General features: G+C 73.5%; 16 protein-coding genes. 11 read left to right on the top strand and 5 right to left on the bottom strand.

The features are described 5' to 3' along the window. Positions 1-54: 54 nt before the first annotated feature. Positions 55-996 (bottom strand): LysR substrate-binding domain-containing protein, encoded by a 942-nt coding sequence (locus HCN51_RS50470; RefSeq protein ID WP_168019856.1) that lies wholly within the window; start codon positions 994-996, stop codon positions 55-57. A gap of 63 nt (positions 997-1,059) precedes the next feature. On the opposite strand from HCN51_RS50470, the gene dnaE reads away from it, so the two are divergent. From dnaE to HCN51_RS61905, 5 genes are all read left to right on the top strand, one after another. Continuing rightward, a complete protein-coding gene (gene dnaE, locus HCN51_RS50475) occupies positions 1,060-4,650 on the top strand; it encodes a DNA polymerase III subunit alpha (RefSeq protein ID WP_168019858.1) in 3,591 nt (1,196 codons plus the stop codon). Beyond that, on the top strand, positions 4,647-4,967 hold the full coding sequence (locus HCN51_RS50480) for a DUF6300 family protein (RefSeq protein ID WP_168019860.1): 321 nt from the start codon (positions 4,647-4,649) through the stop codon (positions 4,965-4,967). Before dnaE ends, HCN51_RS50480 begins: the two co-directional genes overlap by 4 nt. A 32-nt stretch (positions 4,968-4,999) precedes the next feature. Beyond that, positions 5,000-5,575, top strand: a complete 576-nt coding sequence (locus HCN51_RS50485; protein WP_168019862.1) for a TetR family transcriptional regulator C-terminal domain-containing protein — start codon at positions 5,000-5,002, stop codon at positions 5,573-5,575. Position 5,576: 1 nt separating this feature from the next. Next, positions 5,577-5,972, top strand: coding sequence for a tautomerase family protein (locus HCN51_RS50490; RefSeq protein ID WP_168019864.1), 396 nt, complete (start codon positions 5,577-5,579; stop codon positions 5,970-5,972). Positions 5,973-6,080: 108 nt separating this feature from the next. After that, the gene (locus HCN51_RS61905; RefSeq protein WP_206068853.1) at positions 6,081-10,079 is read left to right on the top strand and encodes an nSTAND1 domain-containing NTPase; all 3,999 of its coding nucleotides are present in this window, start codon (positions 6,081-6,083) and stop codon (positions 10,077-10,079) included. Positions 10,080-10,099: 20 nt separating this feature from the next. On the opposite strand, the gene HCN51_RS50505 is transcribed toward HCN51_RS61905, so the two are convergent. The 3 genes from HCN51_RS50505 to HCN51_RS50515 all read right to left on the bottom strand — a co-directional run bounded on the left by HCN51_RS50505 (position 10,100) and on the right by HCN51_RS50515 (position 12,456). After that, positions 10,100-11,299 carry an MFS transporter gene (locus HCN51_RS50505; RefSeq protein ID WP_168019868.1) on the bottom strand — a complete coding sequence of 400 codons (1,200 nt, stop codon included), beginning with the start codon at positions 11,297-11,299 and terminating at the stop codon, positions 10,100-10,102. A gap of 111 nt (positions 11,300-11,410) precedes the next feature. Continuing rightward, a complete protein-coding gene (locus tag HCN51_RS50510) occupies positions 11,411-11,857 on the bottom strand; it encodes a DUF6010 family protein (RefSeq protein ID WP_168019870.1) in 447 nt (148 codons plus the stop codon). A 188-nt stretch (positions 11,858-12,045) separates the two neighbouring features. Further along, a complete protein-coding gene (locus tag HCN51_RS50515; protein WP_168019872.1) occupies positions 12,046-12,456 on the bottom strand; it encodes a hypothetical protein in 411 nt (136 codons plus the stop codon). Between the two features lie 212 nt (positions 12,457-12,668). On the opposite strand from HCN51_RS50515, the gene HCN51_RS50520 reads away from it, so the two are divergent. Together HCN51_RS50520 and HCN51_RS50525 are read left to right on the top strand one after the other, a co-directional pair. After that, entirely contained in the window at positions 12,669-13,997 is a 1,329-nt protein-coding gene (locus HCN51_RS50520) for a CBM35 domain-containing protein (protein ID WP_168019874.1), read from the top strand. Between the two features lie 45 nt (positions 13,998-14,042). Continuing rightward, positions 14,043-14,834 (top strand): class I SAM-dependent DNA methyltransferase, encoded by a 792-nt coding sequence (locus HCN51_RS50525; protein ID WP_168019876.1) that lies wholly within the window; start codon positions 14,043-14,045, stop codon positions 14,832-14,834. Positions 14,835-14,840: 6 nt separating this feature from the next. Here the strand turns inward: HCN51_RS50525 and HCN51_RS50530 are convergent, their stop codons facing one another. Continuing rightward, positions 14,841-15,020: a hypothetical protein gene (locus tag HCN51_RS50530; protein ID WP_168019878.1), complete on the bottom strand. Its 180-nt coding sequence runs from the start codon at positions 15,018-15,020 to the stop codon at positions 14,841-14,843. A 98-nt stretch (positions 15,021-15,118) separates the two neighbouring features. Here HCN51_RS50530 and HCN51_RS50535 point away from each other — a divergent pair, with 98 nt between their 5' ends. The 4 genes from HCN51_RS50535 to HCN51_RS50550 all read left to right on the top strand — a co-directional run. Continuing rightward, positions 15,119-15,562, top strand: coding sequence for a MarR family winged helix-turn-helix transcriptional regulator (locus HCN51_RS50535; protein WP_346434096.1), 444 nt, complete (start codon positions 15,119-15,121; stop codon positions 15,560-15,562). A gap of 17 nt (positions 15,563-15,579) precedes the next feature. Continuing rightward, entirely contained in the window at positions 15,580-16,317 is a 738-nt protein-coding gene (locus HCN51_RS50540) for a helix-turn-helix domain-containing protein (RefSeq protein ID WP_168019881.1), read from the top strand. Beyond that, positions 16,310-17,479, top strand: coding sequence for a cytochrome P450 (locus HCN51_RS50545; RefSeq protein WP_168019882.1), 1,170 nt, complete (start codon positions 16,310-16,312; stop codon positions 17,477-17,479). The genes HCN51_RS50540 and HCN51_RS50545 overlap by 8 nt, the downstream gene beginning before the upstream one ends. 69 nt (positions 17,480-17,548) lie before the next feature. Beyond that, positions 17,549-18,117, top strand: a 569-nt coding sequence (locus HCN51_RS50550) for a PadR family transcriptional regulator (protein WP_240974088.1), incomplete at its 3' end; no start/stop codon positions are given.

Genomic DNA, 18,117 nt, shown 5'->3' on the forward strand with positions numbered 1-18,117 from the left:
GCCTTGACCCGGATCATACGGGTAAATCCGGCTCTGCGTGATCTTCCACGGGAATCAGCAGAACGCGGCTCGGTCGGGTTCGGGCAGCCAGTGGCGCTCCGGGTCGAACACCGGGCGGTCGTCCCGGACGAAACGGAGCAGCGACTCCAGCGCCGGATGGCGGTGGCGCCGGTGGAACAGCAGCGACGACGGGTAGACGGGCACCGGGTCGACGAGCGGGATCCGTACGGTGCCGGGGTGCCACGGCAGCCGCATCGTCTCGCCGACCAGGCTCATCCCGCGTCCCGCGCCGACGTCGGCGACGAAGTGGTCCCAGCCGAAGTCGGGCCCGGAGGTGTCGATCCGGATGCCGAACGCGGCGCCGAGCAGGTCGTAGAACTCGGCCCACTCGCTGCCGGGCACGTTGCCCGGCATCCACACCACCGACCCGGACAGCTCCGCCGTGCGTACCGACGTCCGGCCGGCCAGCGGGTGCCCGCGGCTGACGAGCAGGTGCGCCGGCTCCAGAAACGCCGGCACGCTGCCCAGCTCGTCCAGGGAGCCGCTGACCCGGCAGAAGGCGGCGTCGACCGAGCCGCGTTCGATGGCGTCGCGGGCGCTCCTGAGCCCGTTGGAGGTGACGATCTCGACGTCCACGTCCCGGTGCCGCCGGTGGAAGGACCTGAGCAGGTCCACCGGCGCCAGCCGGGTGTCCAGGACGTCCACCCGCAGCGCGCGCCGCCGCCCCCGCAGCACCTCCCGCGCCTGGTCGGCCAGCCCGACCAGGGCGCGGGCGTGCGGCAGGAACGCCCGCCCGTCCTCGGTCAGGTCGGCCCCGGCGCGCGTCCGGGAGAACAGCCGCAGCCCCAGGTCGGACTCCAGCTTCGCGATCCGCTTCGAGACGGCCTGCTGGCTGATGCCCAGTCGGGCCGCGGCCTCGCTGAAGTAGCGCTCCTCGGTGACGGCGACGAAGGCGCGCACCGTGCCCAGATCCAGGTCCGCCGCACCTTCCTGCACAACCGGTGGTTGTGCCGGATCGGCGTGTCGATTGTTGGACAACCCCACCTGCTCTCGGGTCGAATGACGCGGGCCGTTCCCGAGACTACAACCACGAGGGGTGATCGACCGGTGGGATCCTTCGTCCACCTGCACGTCCACACCGAGTACAGCATGCTCGACGGCGCCGCCAAGGTGGGGCTGCTGATGGACGAGGTGGCCCGGCAGGGCATGCCCGCGGTGGCGATGAGCGACCACGGGAACGTGCACGGGGCGTACGAGTTCTACCAGTCCGCGCGCAAGGCCGGCGTCAAGCCGATCATCGGCATCGAGGCGTACGTGGCCCCCGTCTCCCGGCACCATCGCAAGCCCGTCTTCTTCAGCGACGACCTGGCCCTGCGCCGCTCCGACGACGACACCGGCGAGGGCGGCGACGTCTCCGGGCGCGGCCTCTACACGCACCTGACGATGTGGGCGGCCGACGCCCCAGGGCTGCGGAACCTGTTCCGCCTCCAGTCGCGCGCATGGCTCGAAGGACACGTCCAGAAATATCCGCGCATGGACGATGAACTGCTCGCCGAGCACGGCGCCGGCCTCATCGCCACCACCGGCTGCCCCTCCGGCGAGGTGCAGACCCGGCTCCGCCTCGGCCAGTACGACCAGGCCGTCGAGGCCGCCGCCCGCCACCGCGACCTGTTCGGCCCCGGCAACTACTACCTGGAGCTGATGCACCATGGCCTGCCCATCGAGCGCCGCGTCCGCGAGGACCTGCTCAGGCTCGGCAGACACCTCGCCCTGCCGCCCCTGGCCACCAACGACTCCCACTACGTCACCGAGGACCAGGCGAAGGCGCACGACGCGCTCCTGTGCGTCGGCACCGGCAAGCGCCTGGCCGACACCGACCGCTTCCGCTTCGGCGGCACCGGCTACTTCATCAAGTCTCCCGCGCGGATGCGCGAGCTGTGGGACGCCGAGGTTCCCGGCGCCTGCGACAACACCCTGCTCGTCGCCGAGCGCGTCGGCGACTACGGCGAGGTGTTCGCCCACCGCGACCTCACGCCGCGCTTCCCCGTGCCCGAGGGCGAGACCGAGTCGAGCTGGCTGCGCCGGGAGACCCTGGCCGGCGCCCGCCGCCGCTACGGCGGCGACCCGCCCCAGGACGTGCTCGACCGTATCGACCACGAGCTGTCGGTCATCGACGCCATGGGCTTTCCCGGCTACTTCCTCGTGGTGGCCGACATCTGCCGCCACGCCCGCGAGCACGGCATCGGCCTCGGCCCTGGGCGCGGCTCGGCCACCGGGTCGATGGTCGCGTACTGCACCGGCATCACCCAGCTCGACCCGATCGAGCACAAGCTCATCTTCGAGCGTTTCCTCAACCCCGAGCGCATCACCATGCCGGACGTCGACCTCGACTTCGACGACCGCCGCCGCGACGAGATGATCGACTACGTCACCCGCAAGTATGGCGACGACCGCGTCTGCCAGATCGTCACGTTCAGCACCATCAAGGCCAAGGCCGCCGTCAAGGACTCCTGCCGGGTGCTCGGCCTGCCGTACGCCGTCGGCGACCGCATCACCAAGGCCTTCCCCGCCGCCGTCGGCGGCAAGGAGATCCCGCTGGCCGCCATCCACGACAAGAGCCACCCCCGGCACGGCGAGGCGGCCGAGCTGCGCGGCATGTACGAGCAGGACCCCGACGTGCGGCGGGTCATCGACACCGCGACCGGCATCGAAGGGCTCACCCGCGGCACCGGCGTGCACGCCGCCGGCGTGATCCTGTCCAGCGAGCCGCTGATCGACGTGATCCCGCTGGTCAAGCCCAAGGCCGGCGGGCCCGTCATCACCGGCTTCCCGTTCACGCAGGCCGAGGACATGGGCCTGCTCAAGATGGACTTCCTCGGCCTGCGCAACCTGACCGTGATCGGCGACGCGATCGCGAACGTGCGCGCCAACAAGGGCATCGACATCGACATCTTCGAGGTGCCGCTGGACGACGCCACGACGTACGAGCTGCTGGCCCGTGGCGACACGCTCGGCGTCTTCCAGCTCGACAGCGGCGGCATGCGCGTCCTGCTCAGACTCATGCAGCCCACCACGTTCACCGACATCGCGGCCGTGAACGCCCTCTACCGGCCCGGCCCGATGGAGATGAACGCCCACACCAACTACGCGTTGCGCAAGACCGGCAGGCAGAAGGTGGAGCCGATCCACCCCGAGCTGGAGCAGGCCCTCGAGCCCATCCTGGGCGACACCTACCACCTGGTCGTCTTCCAGGAGCAGGTCATGGCCATCGCCCAGCAGCTCGCCGGTTACTCCCTCGGCGCCGCCGACCTGCTGCGCCGCGCGATGGGCAAGAAGAAGAAGGAGGTCCTGGACGCCGAGTGGGACCGCTTCTCGGCCGGCATGCGCGGCCGCGGCTACTCCGACGAGGCGATCAAGGCGGTCTGGGACGTGCTCGTGCCCTTCAGCGGGTACGGCTTCAACAAGTCGCACACCGCTGGCTACGGCCTGGTCTCCTACTGGACGGCCTACCTCAAGGCCAACCATCCTTGCGAGTACCTGGCGGCGCTGCTCACCTCCGTCGGCGACGACAAGGACAAGATGGCCGTCTACCTGTCCGACTGCCGCCGCCTCGGCATCAAGGTGCTGCCGCCCGACGTCAACGCCAGCAGGCTCGACTTCACCGCCGTCGGCGCCGACATCCGCTTCGGCCTCGGCGCCGTGCGCAACGTCGGCGCCAACGTCGTGGCCGCCATCGTCGCCACCCGCGAGGCCAAGGGCCCCTACACCGGCTTCGACGACTTCCTCGCCAAGGTGCCGCCCGTCGTCTGCAACAAGCGCGTCATCGAGTCGCTGGCCAAGGCCGGGGCGTTCGACGGGCTCGGCCACCACCGCAAGGCCCTCGTCGCGGTGCACGAGCAGGCCGTGGACACCGTCATCGACGTCAAGCGCAACCAGGCCCACGGGCAGGACACGCTGTTCGGCGAGGCGGGCCACAGCGGCGCCTTCTCGATCGCGATCCCCGACGGCGAGTGGGACAAGGCGACCCTGCTCGCCCACGAGCGGGAGATGCTCGGCCTGTACGTCTCCAGCCACCCGCTCGACGGCGCCGAACGCGTCCTGGACGCCGGCCGCGACACCACGATCGCCGACCTGCTCGCCTCCGGCCGCCAGGACGGCACCGTCAGGATCAGCGGCATCGTCTCCGGCCTGCACCGCAAGGTCACCAAGCAGGGCAGCCCGTGGGCGATCCTCACCCTGGAGGACCACGACGCCTCCGTGGAGTGCCTGATCTTCCCCAAGACCTACACCCTGTACGGCGAGGCGCTGGCCGAGGACCGCGTGATCTCGGTACGCGGCCGGATCAACGTGCGCGACGAGACGGTCAGCGTGTACGGCGAGGAGATCGCCGTCCTCGACCTCGCCACGGCGGGCACCGAGCAACCCGTGGTGATCTCGCTGCAGGAGAGCCTGCTGAACGCCCGCATCGTCCGGGAGTTCAAGCACATCCTCGCCGCCCATCCCGGACGCGCGCCCGTCCACGTGCACCTGCACCGCCGGCACGCCGGGAGCCTGCTGCTCGACCTGGTGCCGTTCCAGGTCGCGCCCGGCCCGGCCTTCTACGGCGACATCAAGGCGCTGCTGGGCGCGACGGCGATCGGCGGCGCGTGAACGGCTCGCCCGCCTGCCCGCCCGTCTGTCCACGCTGCCGCTTCGGTGAGATCCTGGCCGTCCTGCGCCTGCCGCGCACCTGGACCAACGCGTCCGGCCGCCCGGTGCGCGGGCTCGGCGAGGTGCTGCTGTGCGCGCGCTGCGACGCGGGCGACCCGCTCGCCACCTACTTCGCCGTGCACGCCACGGCCCGCCCCGAGCACGCGCAACTCCTGGCCCGGCTGCTGCGGCAGTGGGCCGCCCGCGCCCGTCCCGAGGGCCCGGACGAGGACGCGCTGCGGGCCGAGGCGGAAGCCTGGCGCAGGGGGGAGTTGTGAGAACCCATTCTGTACCTACTAGTATGTACGGCGTGGACACCAGGGAACGACTCATCGAGACCACCCGCGAGCTGCTGTGGGAGCGCGGCTACGTCGGCACCAGCCCCAAGGCGATCCAGCAGCGCTCCGGCGCCGGCCAGGGCAGCATGTACCACCACTTCCACGGCAAGCCCGACCTGGCGCTCGCCGCCATCACCCGCAACGCCGACGAGCTGCGCGAGCGGGCCCGCACCGCGTTCGACGGGCCCGGCACCGTGACCGACCGCGTCACCGCCTACCTGCGCCGCGAACGCGACGCCCTGAAGGGCTGCCCCGTCGGCCGCCTCACCCACGACCCCGACGTCATGGCCGACCCCGAGCTGCGCCGGCCCATCGAGGAGACGTTCGCCTGGCTCACCGCCACCCTGGCCGGCCTGCTCGCCCAGGGCCGCGCCGACGGCGAGCTCGACCCCGCACTCGACCCCCAGGCCACGGCCGCCGCGCTGGTCGCCGTGGTGCAGGGCGCCTACGTCCTGGCCCGCGCCGCCGGCACCGCCGACCTGTACGCCCAGGCCGTCGACGGCGCCCTCGCCCTCATCCGCCCCCACCGGCAGAAGGAGAACCACTGACATGCCCTTCGTCCGCATCGACGCCCTCCGCGCCGACACCGCCCGCCTCGACGCGCTCGGCCGCGCCGTCCACGACGCCCTCGTCGAGACCCTCGGCATCCCGCCCGGCGACCTGTTCCAGGCCCTCACCGCCCACGACGGCACGCACAGCCTGATGCGGTACGGCGACTTCCCCGACACCCGCCGCGACGACGACCTCGTCTACATCTCCATCACCCTGCGCTCCGGCCGCACCCCCGACCAGAAGCGCGCCCTGTACCGGCGCATCGCCGAACTCGCCCACTCCTACGCGGGCACCGAGCCGCGCAACGTGCTCGTCTTCCTCACCGAGAACGAGCTGATCGACTGGTCGTTCAGCGACGGCGTCGCCCACTACGCGCCCGCCCAGGACGACTGATCTCATCACCACTTGCGGTCATCCGCCTACCTTCCGTCACGGATGCGAGTACGGTGACATCCGACCGGCTCGACCGAGGGCGAGGAGGACCGCGATGGACGCCACCCCATGACCGCACCCCCGCGACCCCCGTCGGACGGGGAACAGCCGCCGGGAGAGGAGCCGGTCCGTCATGACGTCCACGTGGAGGTCTTCGGGCATGGCCGGGCGTTCCTGACGAGCGGCGGCTCCCAGACCGTCATCATCCACAACGGCCCCTGGCAGCGCGCCCGCGTCACGACGGACGAGGTCGCCGACGACTGCCCCTACCCAGGGCTGGCCGCGTTCGGCGCCCATCAGGCCCGCTGGTTCTTCGGCCGCGACGAGGTCATCGCCGACCTGCTCACCCAGCTCGACCACCGCCTGACCGCCGGCGGACTGCAACTGGTGGTGGCTCCCTCGGGGGCGGGCAAGTCCTCCCTCCTGCACGCCGGGCTGCTGCCCCGCCTGGCCGAGGGGGCGCTGTCGGGCTCCCGCACCTGGCCCGTCCTGGTCCTCACCCCGACCGCCGACCCCTTCGCCGCCCTGGCCGCCCAGCTCCGTCCCGGCGACGACCAGGACCAGGTGGCCGCCGAACTGGCCGCGAGCCCACCCCGCGCCGCCGCACTACTTCGCCGCCTCCTGAACCCCGCTCCCCACCCGGCTTCCGGCCCCGCACCCGACCTCGCTTCCCGCCCCGCACCCGACCTCGCTTCCAGTCCCGCCACCGCCCCCGCTCCCGCCACCGACCCAGCTCCGGCCACCGACCCCGCTCCCGCCACCGCCCCCGCTGCAGCGACCGGCCGGCGGGTCGTCGTGGTGGTCGACCAGTTCGAGGAGCTGTTCACCCTCTGCCCCGACCGCCGGCGGCGCGAGGCGTTCATCGAGACTCTGACCCACCTCGCCGCCCCCGAACGCCCGGGCGCCGCGCCGGTGGCGCTCGTGGTGGCGGGACTGCGGGCCGACTTCTACCCCGCCTGCGCGGCCCACCCCGCCCTGCGCGCCGTACTCCAGGACCGGCACCTGCTGCTCGGCGCGATGACCGCCCGCCAGGTGGAGGAGGCGATCACCTACCCGGCCAGGGCGGCCGGCCTGGAGATCGAGCCCGGCCTGGTCGAGCTGCTGCTACGGGACCTGGGCGTCGGCCACGACCCCGCATCCGTCCCGGACCGGGACCTCGGCACGGCACGCTGGACGGACCCGGACGAGCGAGGCGGCTACGAGCCCGGCCGCCTGCCGCTGCTCGCCCACGCCCTGCGCGCCACGTGGGTCCAGCGCCAGGGCAGCGCCATGACCGTGCAGGGCTACCGCGACGCCGGCACCATCCACCGCGCGCTGGCCCGCACCGCCGACCGCGTCCACGACGCCCTGCCGCCGGCGGCGCGCCAGGCGGCGCGGCCGTTGTTCCTGCGCCTGGTCAAGATCGGCGACGGCACGCAGGACACCCGGCGCCGCCTGTCCCGCACGGAGCTGATCGAGGCCGCCGCCGACCCCGACGCCGCCGCGGTCGCGCTGGACGCCTTCACCGCCGACCGCCTGCTCACCCAGGACGACGGCACGGTGCTGATCACGCACGAGGCGCTGCTGCGCGGCTGGCCCCGGCTGCGCGGCTGGATCGGCGACGACCGCGCCGGCCGCCTGCTGCACCAGGACCTGGAGGAGACGGCCGCCGCGTGGGTACGCTCCGGCCGCGACCCCGCCCTCCTGTACCGGGGCAGCCGCCTGGACGCCGCCCGCGCCTGGGCCGAGACCGACCCGCGTCGTTCCCGCGACGAGCTCAGCCCCGCCGCGCAGGCGTTCCTGGAGGCCGCGGTCCGGTTGCGGCGGCGTACCCAGCGGCGGCGGACCGTCGTGACCGCCGCGCTGGCGGCGCTGGCCCTGCTCGCCTCCACCACCGCCGTGTTCGCCTCCGTGCAGCGGCGTGAGGCGCTGCACCAGCGCGACACCGCCGTCTACCAGCGGCTGCTGTCGGAGGCCGACCGCACCGCCGACACCGACACCGTCCTGTCGGCCCAGCTCACCCTGCTCGCGCGCCGAGAACGCCCCGCCGACCAGCCCACGGACGAGACCGACACGCGCCTGCTCAACACCCAGCACGTCCCGCTGCCGATCGTCCTGACCGGCCATCAGGCCGAGGTCAACGCGGTCGCGTTCAGCCCCGATGGCCGGACCCTGGTGACCAGCTCCGACGGCACGATCCGCCTCTGGAACGTGGAGAACCCCGGCCACATCACCCTGCGCGGACGCCCGCTGCCCTCACACGCCGGCGTCAACGCCAAGGTGGCGTTCAGCCCGGACGGCCGGACGCTGGCCGCCACCGGAGCCGACGGCACGATCCGGCTGTGGAACGTCACCGACCCCGCCCACCCGTCCCCGCGCGGCACCCCTCTGACCGGCCACAAGGGCTACGTCTTCGCCCTCGCCTTCAGCCCGGACGGCCGCACGCTGGCCAGCGGCGCCGCCGACGGCACCGTACGTCTGTGGAGTGTCGAAACCCCCGGCCCGCGCGGCAAGCCGCTCACCGCCCACCACGGCCAGGTGATCGCCGTGGCCTTCAGCCCCGATGGCCGCACGCTGGCCAGCGGCGGCGGCGACACGCTCATCCGGCTGTGGGACGTGCGCGACGCCGCCCACCCGTCCCCGCGCGGCAGGCCCTTGACCGAGCACTCCGACACGGTCACCGCGCTGGCGTTCAGCCCGGACGGCGAGACGCTGGCCAGCAGCGGCATGGACGCCTCCGTCCGGCTGTGGAACGTGCGCGACCCCGGCCACCCCGCCCCCCGCGGCTACCCGCTGGACGGCCACACGGGCTCCGTCCTCGCGGTGGCGTTCAGCCCCGACGGCCGGACGCTGGCCAGCGCCGGCGCCGACCATTCCATCCGCGTCTGGGACGTCATCGACCCCGGCGTCCCCCGTCTGCGCGGCCGCCCCCTGACCGGCCACGCCGACGCCGTCTGGGGCCTGGCGTTCAGCCCGGACGGCCGCACGCTGGCCAGCGCCGCCAACGACCACTCCGTCCGCCTCTGGCAGCTGCCGCCGGGCCGGCTCGCGGGCCACACCGGCGAGGTGTGGACGGTGGCGTTCGCCCCCGATGGCCGCACCCTGGCCAGCGGCGGCAAGGACCGCACCGTCCGGCTGTGGGACGTCACCGACCCCGGCCACCCGGCGCCTCGCGGCAGGCCGCTCACCGGCCACGCCGACGCGGTGACGTGGCTGGCGTTCAGCCCCGACGGCCGCACCCTCGCCAGCGCCGGCGAGGACCGGGAGATCCGGCTGTGGAACGTGACGAACCCGGACCGTCCGACCCTCCGCGGCAAACCACTCACCGGCCACACCAGCTACCTCATGGCGGTGGCGTTCAGCCCCGACGGCCGGACGCTGGCCAGCGCCGCCGAGGACGGCACGGTCCGCCTGTGGAACGTGACCGACCCCGACCACCCGTCCCCGCGCGGCAGGCCGCTCACCGGACACGGCGGCGGCGTCTACACCCTCGCGTTCACCCGCGACGGCACCACCCTCGCCACCGCCGGCCAGGACCGGAAGGTGCGCCTGTGGGACGTACGCGACCCCGCCCGCCCCGCCCTCCTCGGCCGCCCCCTCGCCGGCCACGGCACCGACGTGCTCGCGGTGGCGTTCAGCCCGGACGGCGCCACCCTGGCCAGCGCCGGCCGCGACCGCACCGTACGCCTCTGGAACGTGCGCGACCCCCGGCGCGCCACGCCCTACCCCTTGCCCCCGCCCGCGCACACCGCCGCCGTCGCCTCCGTCACGTTCTCGCCCGACGGCCGGAGGCTGGCCACCGCCGGCGCCGACCACACCATCCGCCTCTGGGACGCCACCCACCCCGCCTCGGCCCACCCGACCGGCCTCCCGCTCACCAGCCCCGGCACCGTCATCGGCCGCACCCTCTTCAGCCCGTATGGCCGCCACCTGGCCAGCGCGACCTCCAACGGCGACGTACTGCTGTGGGACCTGCGCCCCGAACAGTCCGCCCACCGCGTCTGCACCCTCACCGGCACCTTCTTCACCCAAGAGACCTGGCAACGCGACGTGGGCAAGGACGTCGCCTACGCCCCGCCGTGCGCATGAGGCCGGACACCACCGGCCCTTCAGCGAGGCAGGAGGGCGATGGTGCCGATGAGGAGGACGCCGGCGACGGCGATCGCCGTCCGACCGCCGGCGAGCCCGGCCAGGACGCCCCACAACGCTGTGGCCGTCGCGATCGTGGCGCGGCTGGTGATGGTCCAGGCCGTGAGGACGCGGGCCACCGTGTCCTGGGGCGCCCGGCGCAGCCGGTACGTCACCAGCACCGGGTTGAAGACCGCGATACACGTGATCAGGCCCAGTTGGGCCGCCATGACGACGAGCAGCCCGCCCGTACCGGGGCCGACGAACGTCAGCCCCACGAGCCACAGCACCCGCGCGGCCCCGAAGCCGAGCAGGATCCGCCGCTCCCCGAAGCGCCGCACCAGCGGCCGGGACAGCCGGGCCCCCGCGATCCCGCCGAGGCACGGCACGCCGAGGGCGAGCCCGTACTCGAGGGGTGTGAAGCCGAGGTCGTGCACCATCAGGTGGAGCAGCAGGGGAGCGGTGGCCATGATGAGGGCGTTCACCAGGACGCCGTTGGCGAACAGCAGGCGCAGGTCCCGGTCGGCGGCGATCGCGCGCCAGCCCTCCGCGACGTCCCTCAGCCGGGAGCCGCCGGCGGCGCGGGCGGGCGGCGGGGGCTCGGGTGCGGTGATCGAGCGCAGGCCCAGCGCGGACAGCGCGTAGCTGGCGGCGTTCAGGGCGACCGTGACGACCGGGCCGAGCAGGCCGACGAGCGCGCCGCCGGCGGGCGGGCCGACGGCGGTGGCCAGCCAGGAGACGGTCTCGAACCGGCTGTTGGCCCGCACCAGGTGCCGGTCGGGGACGAGCGATCTGAGGTGCGCGCCGCCGGCCCCGACGAAGACGATGTCCGAGACGGCGACCACGACGGCCACCGCGAGGAGCTGGGCGTAGGTGAGCAGCCCCAGCGCGTACGCGGCCGGCACGCTCAGCAGGACGAGGAAGCGCACCAGGTCGGCGCGCACCATCAGCGGGCGCTTGCGCTGGAACTCGATCCACGGGCCGAGCGGCACCGCCAGCAGCGCGCCGGCCGCCCCGGACGCCGCCGCCATCCAGGAGAGCTGCGCGGCGCTCGCGTCCAGCACGAGCACGGCGATCAGCGGGAGGGAGTCGAGGGCCAGGTACGTCCCCGCGGCGCTGGTCGCGTAGGCGCCCCACAACCTGCCGAAGTCGCGCCCCAGACCGCCGCCGTCGCCCGCCATCCCGCTCCCTCCGATCGGACCGGAGCCGATCCAACACGGGGAAGGGCGGCACGCTCAAACAACGGACGTTCACGCGCGGACAACCGCCGGTTGTCCGCCGAGGCAGGCGGGCTACCCGCGGCTGGTGGGTTGTTCGGGGCCGGCGGCGAGCGGGGCGGCCGGCGTACGGGTGAAGCGGGCGCGGATCCAGCCGGGGATGGACGGGCCGCCCGCGAAGCACCACAGCGCGATCACCGGGTCGCAGATGGCGCAGCCGAGGGAGGCCTCGTGCGAGATGGGCAGGATGGGGCTGCCCTTGAGGTGGTGGACGACGTCCCAGGCGGTGTGCACGAGCCAGCCGATCCCGATCCAGGTCCAGCTCTTGAGCCCCCGGTAGGCGATGTACGACATGACGACGGGGAGCACGAACTCCCAGTAGCCGAGCCCGAACCCGCTCAGGTAGGCGGCCCCCGCGCCCCCGACCACGACGGCGTTGAGGGGGCGGCGGTGCGGCTCGGGGACCAGGGAGACGATGGTGACGGCGATCAGGCCGATCACGATCGGCATGATGATGGACATGACGGTCCGTTCTGCGAAAACGTGGAAGGAATGGACGAGCCGCCCGGCCGGGGGCGCCGCCAGCCTAGAGCGGCCCCGCCCCGGCGTCCCACGGGGTGGAACGCCAACTTCCAACGGATTCTCGCCAGCCGGGTCAGGCCGGGCCTTGAGGGAGAGGCCCGGCCTGACCGGCCCGCGGGGGCCGGAGGTTACGGCTCCAGCAGGATGGAGTTGACCGGCGACAGGTTCACGACGTAGCCGCCGGGGCCGAGGCGGGCACCGCAGTTCTGGCCGCCGTAGGCCGCGCAGAGGCGGAAGCCCGCGCCGCCGGTCTGGTTGTTGACGACGAGGCGGTCGCCGAAGACGTTCCTCAGGTTGTGGGCGCCGTACCTGAAGTACGTGTCCGGATTGCCGTTGGAGGTCGTGTCCGGATAGATGCACACGTGCCCGGACGGGCATCCCGCTCTCGCGCGCTCCATTTCCATGGCCGGCACCCGGCCGGTCGTGGCGGCGGCGGGGGCGGACAGCGCGGCCAGCACCGCGAGGGCCGTGACGCCGCAGGACAGGAGCGCGCCGCGAAGACGGGTCGGGCGGGCGGCGGGGTGGATGTTCTTCCGCATGGTGGTCCCTGCTTTCTCTTCAGGACGGGTGGCCGGTGCTCCGGGGGGCTCCCGGCCGGCGCTGTGCCAGCTAAACGGGCCCGGCGGGCGGTCCGACAGGGAGGCGGACGGACTCGTGCGAACTCGTCCGGGACCGGCCGCCCGCGAGCCGGTCCCGGACACTTTGCGGCCACCCCCGGACGCGCTGCGTAATGGTTCGTATACTTTCCGGCGTGGACGGGGTCAGGAAGGGGCCGATGAACGCCGATCCGGGCAGCGATCCTCCCGCGCCGGAGGAGGAGGGGCGGCTCCGGCCGGAGGCCGTGCACAGCCACGAGGAGCTGGTGGCGTTGCTGGCCGAGCAGTTCGCAAGGGCCGATGTGTCGCTACGGGAGCTGCAGGCGCGGGCCGACCGCTCCGGCGGCACCCGCCTGCCCCGCGCCACCTGCGCCGACATGCTCGCCGGCCGGCGCTTCCCGCGCAAGGCGGTGATGGTGGCGTTCCTGCGGGCCTGCCAGGTGCCCGAGCAGCGGCTGCCCGCCTGGGAGCGGGCCTGGGAGCGGGTCCGCCTCGCCCGCATGCGGCCGCCACCGGACGGAGGTGCTCCGCCGCCGGCCTCGCCGGCGGCACCCACGAGACGGAGGCGGGGCGTGCTGGTGCTGGCCGGGGCCCTGGCGGCGGCCGTGATCGTGACGGCGGGCGCGATCGTGACGGCGGGCGCGGTCGCGTGGCCGGGCCGGGACACGCTCACCGACGACGGCCGCGCGTTCGGCCCCGGCGGGTGGAGCCGGTTCACCGTGCGCATCGACCCGGCGGCCGGCCCGGTGCGGCTGGTCCGCCGCCTGGACGCCCGCGTCTCGCGTCAGCGGGCCGCCATCACGGTGAACGGCGCCCCCGCCGGCCACTGGGAGCCCCTGCCCGGCGGCACCGGCGGCTGGGCGGAGCAGCACGTCGACCTGCCGCCGTCCGTGACGGCAGGCCGCGGCACGCTGGCCGTCCTGACCTCGTTCACCTCCTCGGAGTGGGACTTCAGCGAGTTCAGGTACGCCGTCGAGCAGCAGACCGACGGCGGATGGCGCACCACCGACACCCTCGACGTCGGCCAGGCGGAGAGCGAGGCCGCGCACGGCTACCGCATCGCGGGCGAGACCTTCCGCGGCAGCCGTACCCTCGAACCAGGCTTCAGGACGGCCGCGCGCGTCCGCTACGAGGCGGAGGCCGGGCGGATCAGCCACGCCCGGGCCCGCTCCGGCGCCGCCGGCGCCTCGCAGGGCACGGTCGTGGCCGGCCTCGACCACGAGGACAGCTGGGTGGACCTGAGGGTGTACGCGCCGCGGACCGGCCGCTACACCGCGCACGTGACCTACGCCGCCGGTTACGGCGACGCGCAGCACGCGGTGACGGTGAACGGCTCGACCAGGTTCACCCTCGACTACCCCCAGCACGGCTGGGACGTGTGGCGGCAGGTGACGGCGTCGCTGCCGCTGTCCCGCGGCTGGAACACGCTGCGGTTCCGGCACCATGACCGCTGGGCGGAGCTGGATCACGTCGAGATCGCCTGACGGCGGTCATGGAGATCGGCGGCGCCGCGCCGCTAGCCTGTCCGGATGAAGACGCATGGTGAGCTGAAGGGGTTCTGGGAGCGGCGCCTGCGGTCCGACTGGACGGAGAGCGGGGTCGGCTACGCGGCGCTGGGCCGGGCGTTCAACACGTGGATGTACCGCGTGCGCGCGGAGGTCTTCGACCGCGAGGCGGCGACCCTGCCGCTCGACCTGCCCGAGGCGCGCGTCCTCGACATCGGCTCGGGCACGGGCTTCTACGTGCGCCGCTGGCAGGGCCTGGGGGTCCGGTCGATCGTCGGCTGCGATCTCACGGCGGCGGCGGTGGAGCGGCTGCGCGGGCGCTTCCCCGGCGTGGAGTTCCACGAGATGGACATCGCGGAGCCGGGGGAGGTGCTGGAGCGGGGCGCGTTCGACGCGGTGTCGGCCATGGACATGCTCTTCCATATCACCGACGACGCCCGCTACCGGGCCGCGCTCGGCTCGATGGCCGCGGCGTTGCGGCCGGGCGGCATCCTCGTCCTGTCGGAGAACTTCCTGCGGCGGCTCGAGCAGCGCGGCGACCACCAGGTCAACCACACGCTGCCGTGGATCACCGAGGCGCTCGAAGCGGCCGGGTTCGACGTGATGCGCCGGGTGCCGATGCTCGTCCTCATGAACGCGCAGGTCGACGCGAACCCCGTCTGGCGCAAGCTCTGGGGCGGCCTCCTGCGCGCGGTCACCCTGAGCGAATGGACGGGGAGCCTGGCGGGCTCGCTGCTCTACCCGCTGGAGCGGCGGCTGGTGCGGGTGCTGAGGGAGAGCCCCACCACGGAGCTGATGATCTGCCGCCGCCGCTGAGGCGGGTCAGGAGTAGAAGTGCATGACGACGGCCAGGCCGACGAAGTGCATGAGCGCCACGGCGACGAGCAGCGAGACGAACACGAACTTGGCCGGGCCGTGCTCGAAGTGCTTGCCTTCCTTGAGCGGCGGCAGCTTGGCCTGGCGCTCGGCGATGCGCTCCTCCAGCGGCTTGCGGTGAAACACGGGGATGTCCTCCAGCCGAACGCTTTGATTTGTGTGCCAATGGTTTGTACACCAAGTAAGCTACCAGACGACGAAAGGGGTGCACACCGATGGAGCCTGTGACAGAGGCGACAGATCTGCTGGCGCTGGACCGGCAGGTGTGCTTCGCCCTCAGCGTCGCCTCGCGCAGCGTGATCGCCCTCTACCGTCCGCTGCTGCAGCCCATGGGCCTGACGCATCCGCAGTACCTGGCGATGCTCGCGCTCTGGGAGCGCGAGCCGCTGTCGGTCAAGGAGCTGGGGGAGCTGCTGCAGCTCGACCCCGGCACCATGTCGCCGCTGCTGAAGCGGCTGGAGGCGCTGGGCTACGTCCGGCGCGAGCGCAGCAGCAAGGACGAGCGGGCCCTGGCCGTGACCCTCACCCCGGAGGGGCGGGCGCTGCGCGCGCAGGCGGAGAAGATCCCGCCCGCCATCGTGGCCCGGCTCGGCATGAGCCTCGACGAGCTGCAGCGGTTGCACGAGTCGCTGACCCGGGTGATCGCCGCCGCCCGCGGCGCTCTGTGAACAGCCGGACTGCACGGGTGACCGCGTTGCCCGTGCCCGCCGACCTCGCCCACCTGGTGGCCGCGAGCTGGGTGCTGGACGGCGGCGCGGTGCCGCGAGGTCTGCCGCAACCCGCCGTCGATCTGCTGGTCATGCCCGATGGGGAGTGCCGGCTGGCCGGACCGGAGACGCGTGTCCGGCAGGGGACGCTGCCCGAGGGCGGAGCGCTCATCGGGGTGCGGCTGCGGCCGGGGACGGTGACCGGGCTGTTCGGGGTCGCGGCCGACGAGGTGCCGCTGGCCGGGACGCCCCTCGAGGCCGGGCCCCTGGACGGGCCGGTGGGCAAGCGGCTGGCCGGGGCGCTGGCCCTGGTACGGGCGCGGGCCGGGCGATGCCAGGTCGACGAGCGGGTGCGGGCCGTAGTGGCGGCCATGCACGCGAGCCCAGGTACGCCGGTGCACCGGCATGCCGCCCGGGCCAGGCTGTCGGAGCGGCAGCTACGGCGGCGGTTCGGGGCGGCGGTCGGGCTGCGGCCCAAGGCGTACGTGCGCGTGGTCCGGCTGCACCACGCGCTCGCCGCCGCGCGCGCCGCGGTGGCCAGGGGCGAGCGCCCGGACTGGGCGGCCATCGCCGTGCGCAGCGGCTGCTACGACCAGTCCCACCTGCTCGCCGAGTTCCGGCACGCGGTGGGGGCGCCGCCGGCCGCGCTGCTGCCGGACGTCCGTTTTCTCCAAGCCCCGCCGGGCCGGGGTCAACACACTCGAGGGCATGAGTGATGACGTCGTCGAGGAGATCTTCGGCTGGTACCGGCAGACCGCACGCGACGGTCTCGCCGGCGACGGGGTGCGGTTCGCCGAGCCGGTCGGCGCCTGGGTGGTGCACGGCTACAGCGAGGTGAAGCAGGTGCTCACCGACTACGCGGTGTTCTCCTCCGACGAGCGGCACCACAGCGCGCGACCCGTGCCGCACCGGGACAACCCGGTGCTCGGCAGCTTGTCCGGAATCGACCCGCCCCGGCACCACCTGCTGCGCCGGCTGGTCAGCCGGGCCTTCACGCCCCGCGCGATCCAGGCCCTCCTGCCCTCGATCGCCGACACCGTGCGGACGCAACTGGCCGGCGTGCACGGTGAGCTGGACGTGATCGGCCGGCTCGGCTACCCGTTGCCGGTGCGCACCATCGCCACGCTGCTCGGCGTCGAAGCCGACCGGCAACCGGACTTCGTGCGCTGGAGCGAGGCGATCACGTCCTTCGCCGGCTCGTTCGCCGAGGACCCGGTGCGCCAGGCCGCGTTCCGCGCCGCACGCGCCGAGCTGGCCGCGTACCTGCGGGAGGTGTTCGCCGAGCACCGCGCCCGGCCCCGAGACGACGTGATCGGCACTCTGCTGGCCGCCGAGCCGGACGGCGGCCGGCTCTCCGACGAGGAGTTGCTCGACTTCTGCACGCAGCTGCTCATCAACGGCCACGAGAGCACCAAGACCCTGCTGGTCAACGTCGTGCTCTGCCTGGCGGCCCATCCCGACGCGCTTGCCCGCCTCCGTGCCGAGCCTGAGCTGGTGCCGCATGCCATCGAGGAGGTGCTGCGGTTCCTGCCCCCGGTCGGTGGCACCGACCGCTTCACCACCGGCCCGGCACGCATCGCCGGGCACACCGTCGAGCCCGGCCGGCGGGTGATCGCCATGATGCTCTCGGCCAACCGCGACCCGCGCGTGTTCGCCCACCCCGAGGAGTTCCGGCCGGACCGGACGCCCAGCGAGCACCTGTCCTTCGGCCACGGCGTGCACTTCTGCCTCGGCGTGCACCTGGTCCGGCACGAGGTCGCGATCGCGGTTCACGCGCTGCTGCGCCGCTTCCCCGGCCCGTGGTCGGTGGGCCGGATCGCGATCGGGCGCACCCCTGTCGGCATCGACGTGCTCGATCTGACGCTGGCCGGCTCCTAGCGAACCCGGGGCACCCCTTGCCGGGCGGGAGCGACCGCCTTATAGTCATCGACATGACTATTAACGGAGATGACTAGCCGGATGGCGCTCCGGCACGCCGTCCTGGCGGCACTGCTCGACGGCGAGTACAGCGGCTACCAGCTCACCAAGATCTTCGACGTCGGCGTCTCCAACTTCTGGTACGCCGCCCCGCAGCAGCTCTACGCCGAGCTGGCCAAGCTGGAGGCCGACGGCCTGGTGGCGGGCCGCGAGGTGGTCCAGCGCGGCCGCCCCAACAAGCGCGTCTTCAAGGTCACCGAGGCAGGGCTGGAGGAGCTGGCCGCCTTCGCCGCCACCCCGGCCAAGCCCCTGCTGCTGCGCGACGACCTCGCCGTCAAGGTGCACGCCGCCGACCTGGTCGACCCCGCCCCGCTGATCACGCAGCTACGGGAGCGGGCACAGGAGGCCGCGGCCAAGCTGGCCCTGTTCGAGCAGACCCTGCGCCGCCTGCGCGGCGACCTCGGCGAGGAGGAGTTCCTGCGCGAGGGCGAGCGAATCGGGCCGTACCTGTCCTGCCTGGCCGGTTGCCGGCTGGAGCGGGAGATGCGCGACTGGTGCCAGGAGACCGCGCGGACGCTGGAGGAACGCGCGGGCAGGAG

Origin of the sequence: Nonomuraea composti (assembly GCF_012034275.1) — a bacterium.
Lineage (GTDB): Bacteria > Actinomycetota > Actinomycetes > Streptosporangiales > Streptosporangiaceae > Nonomuraea > Nonomuraea composti.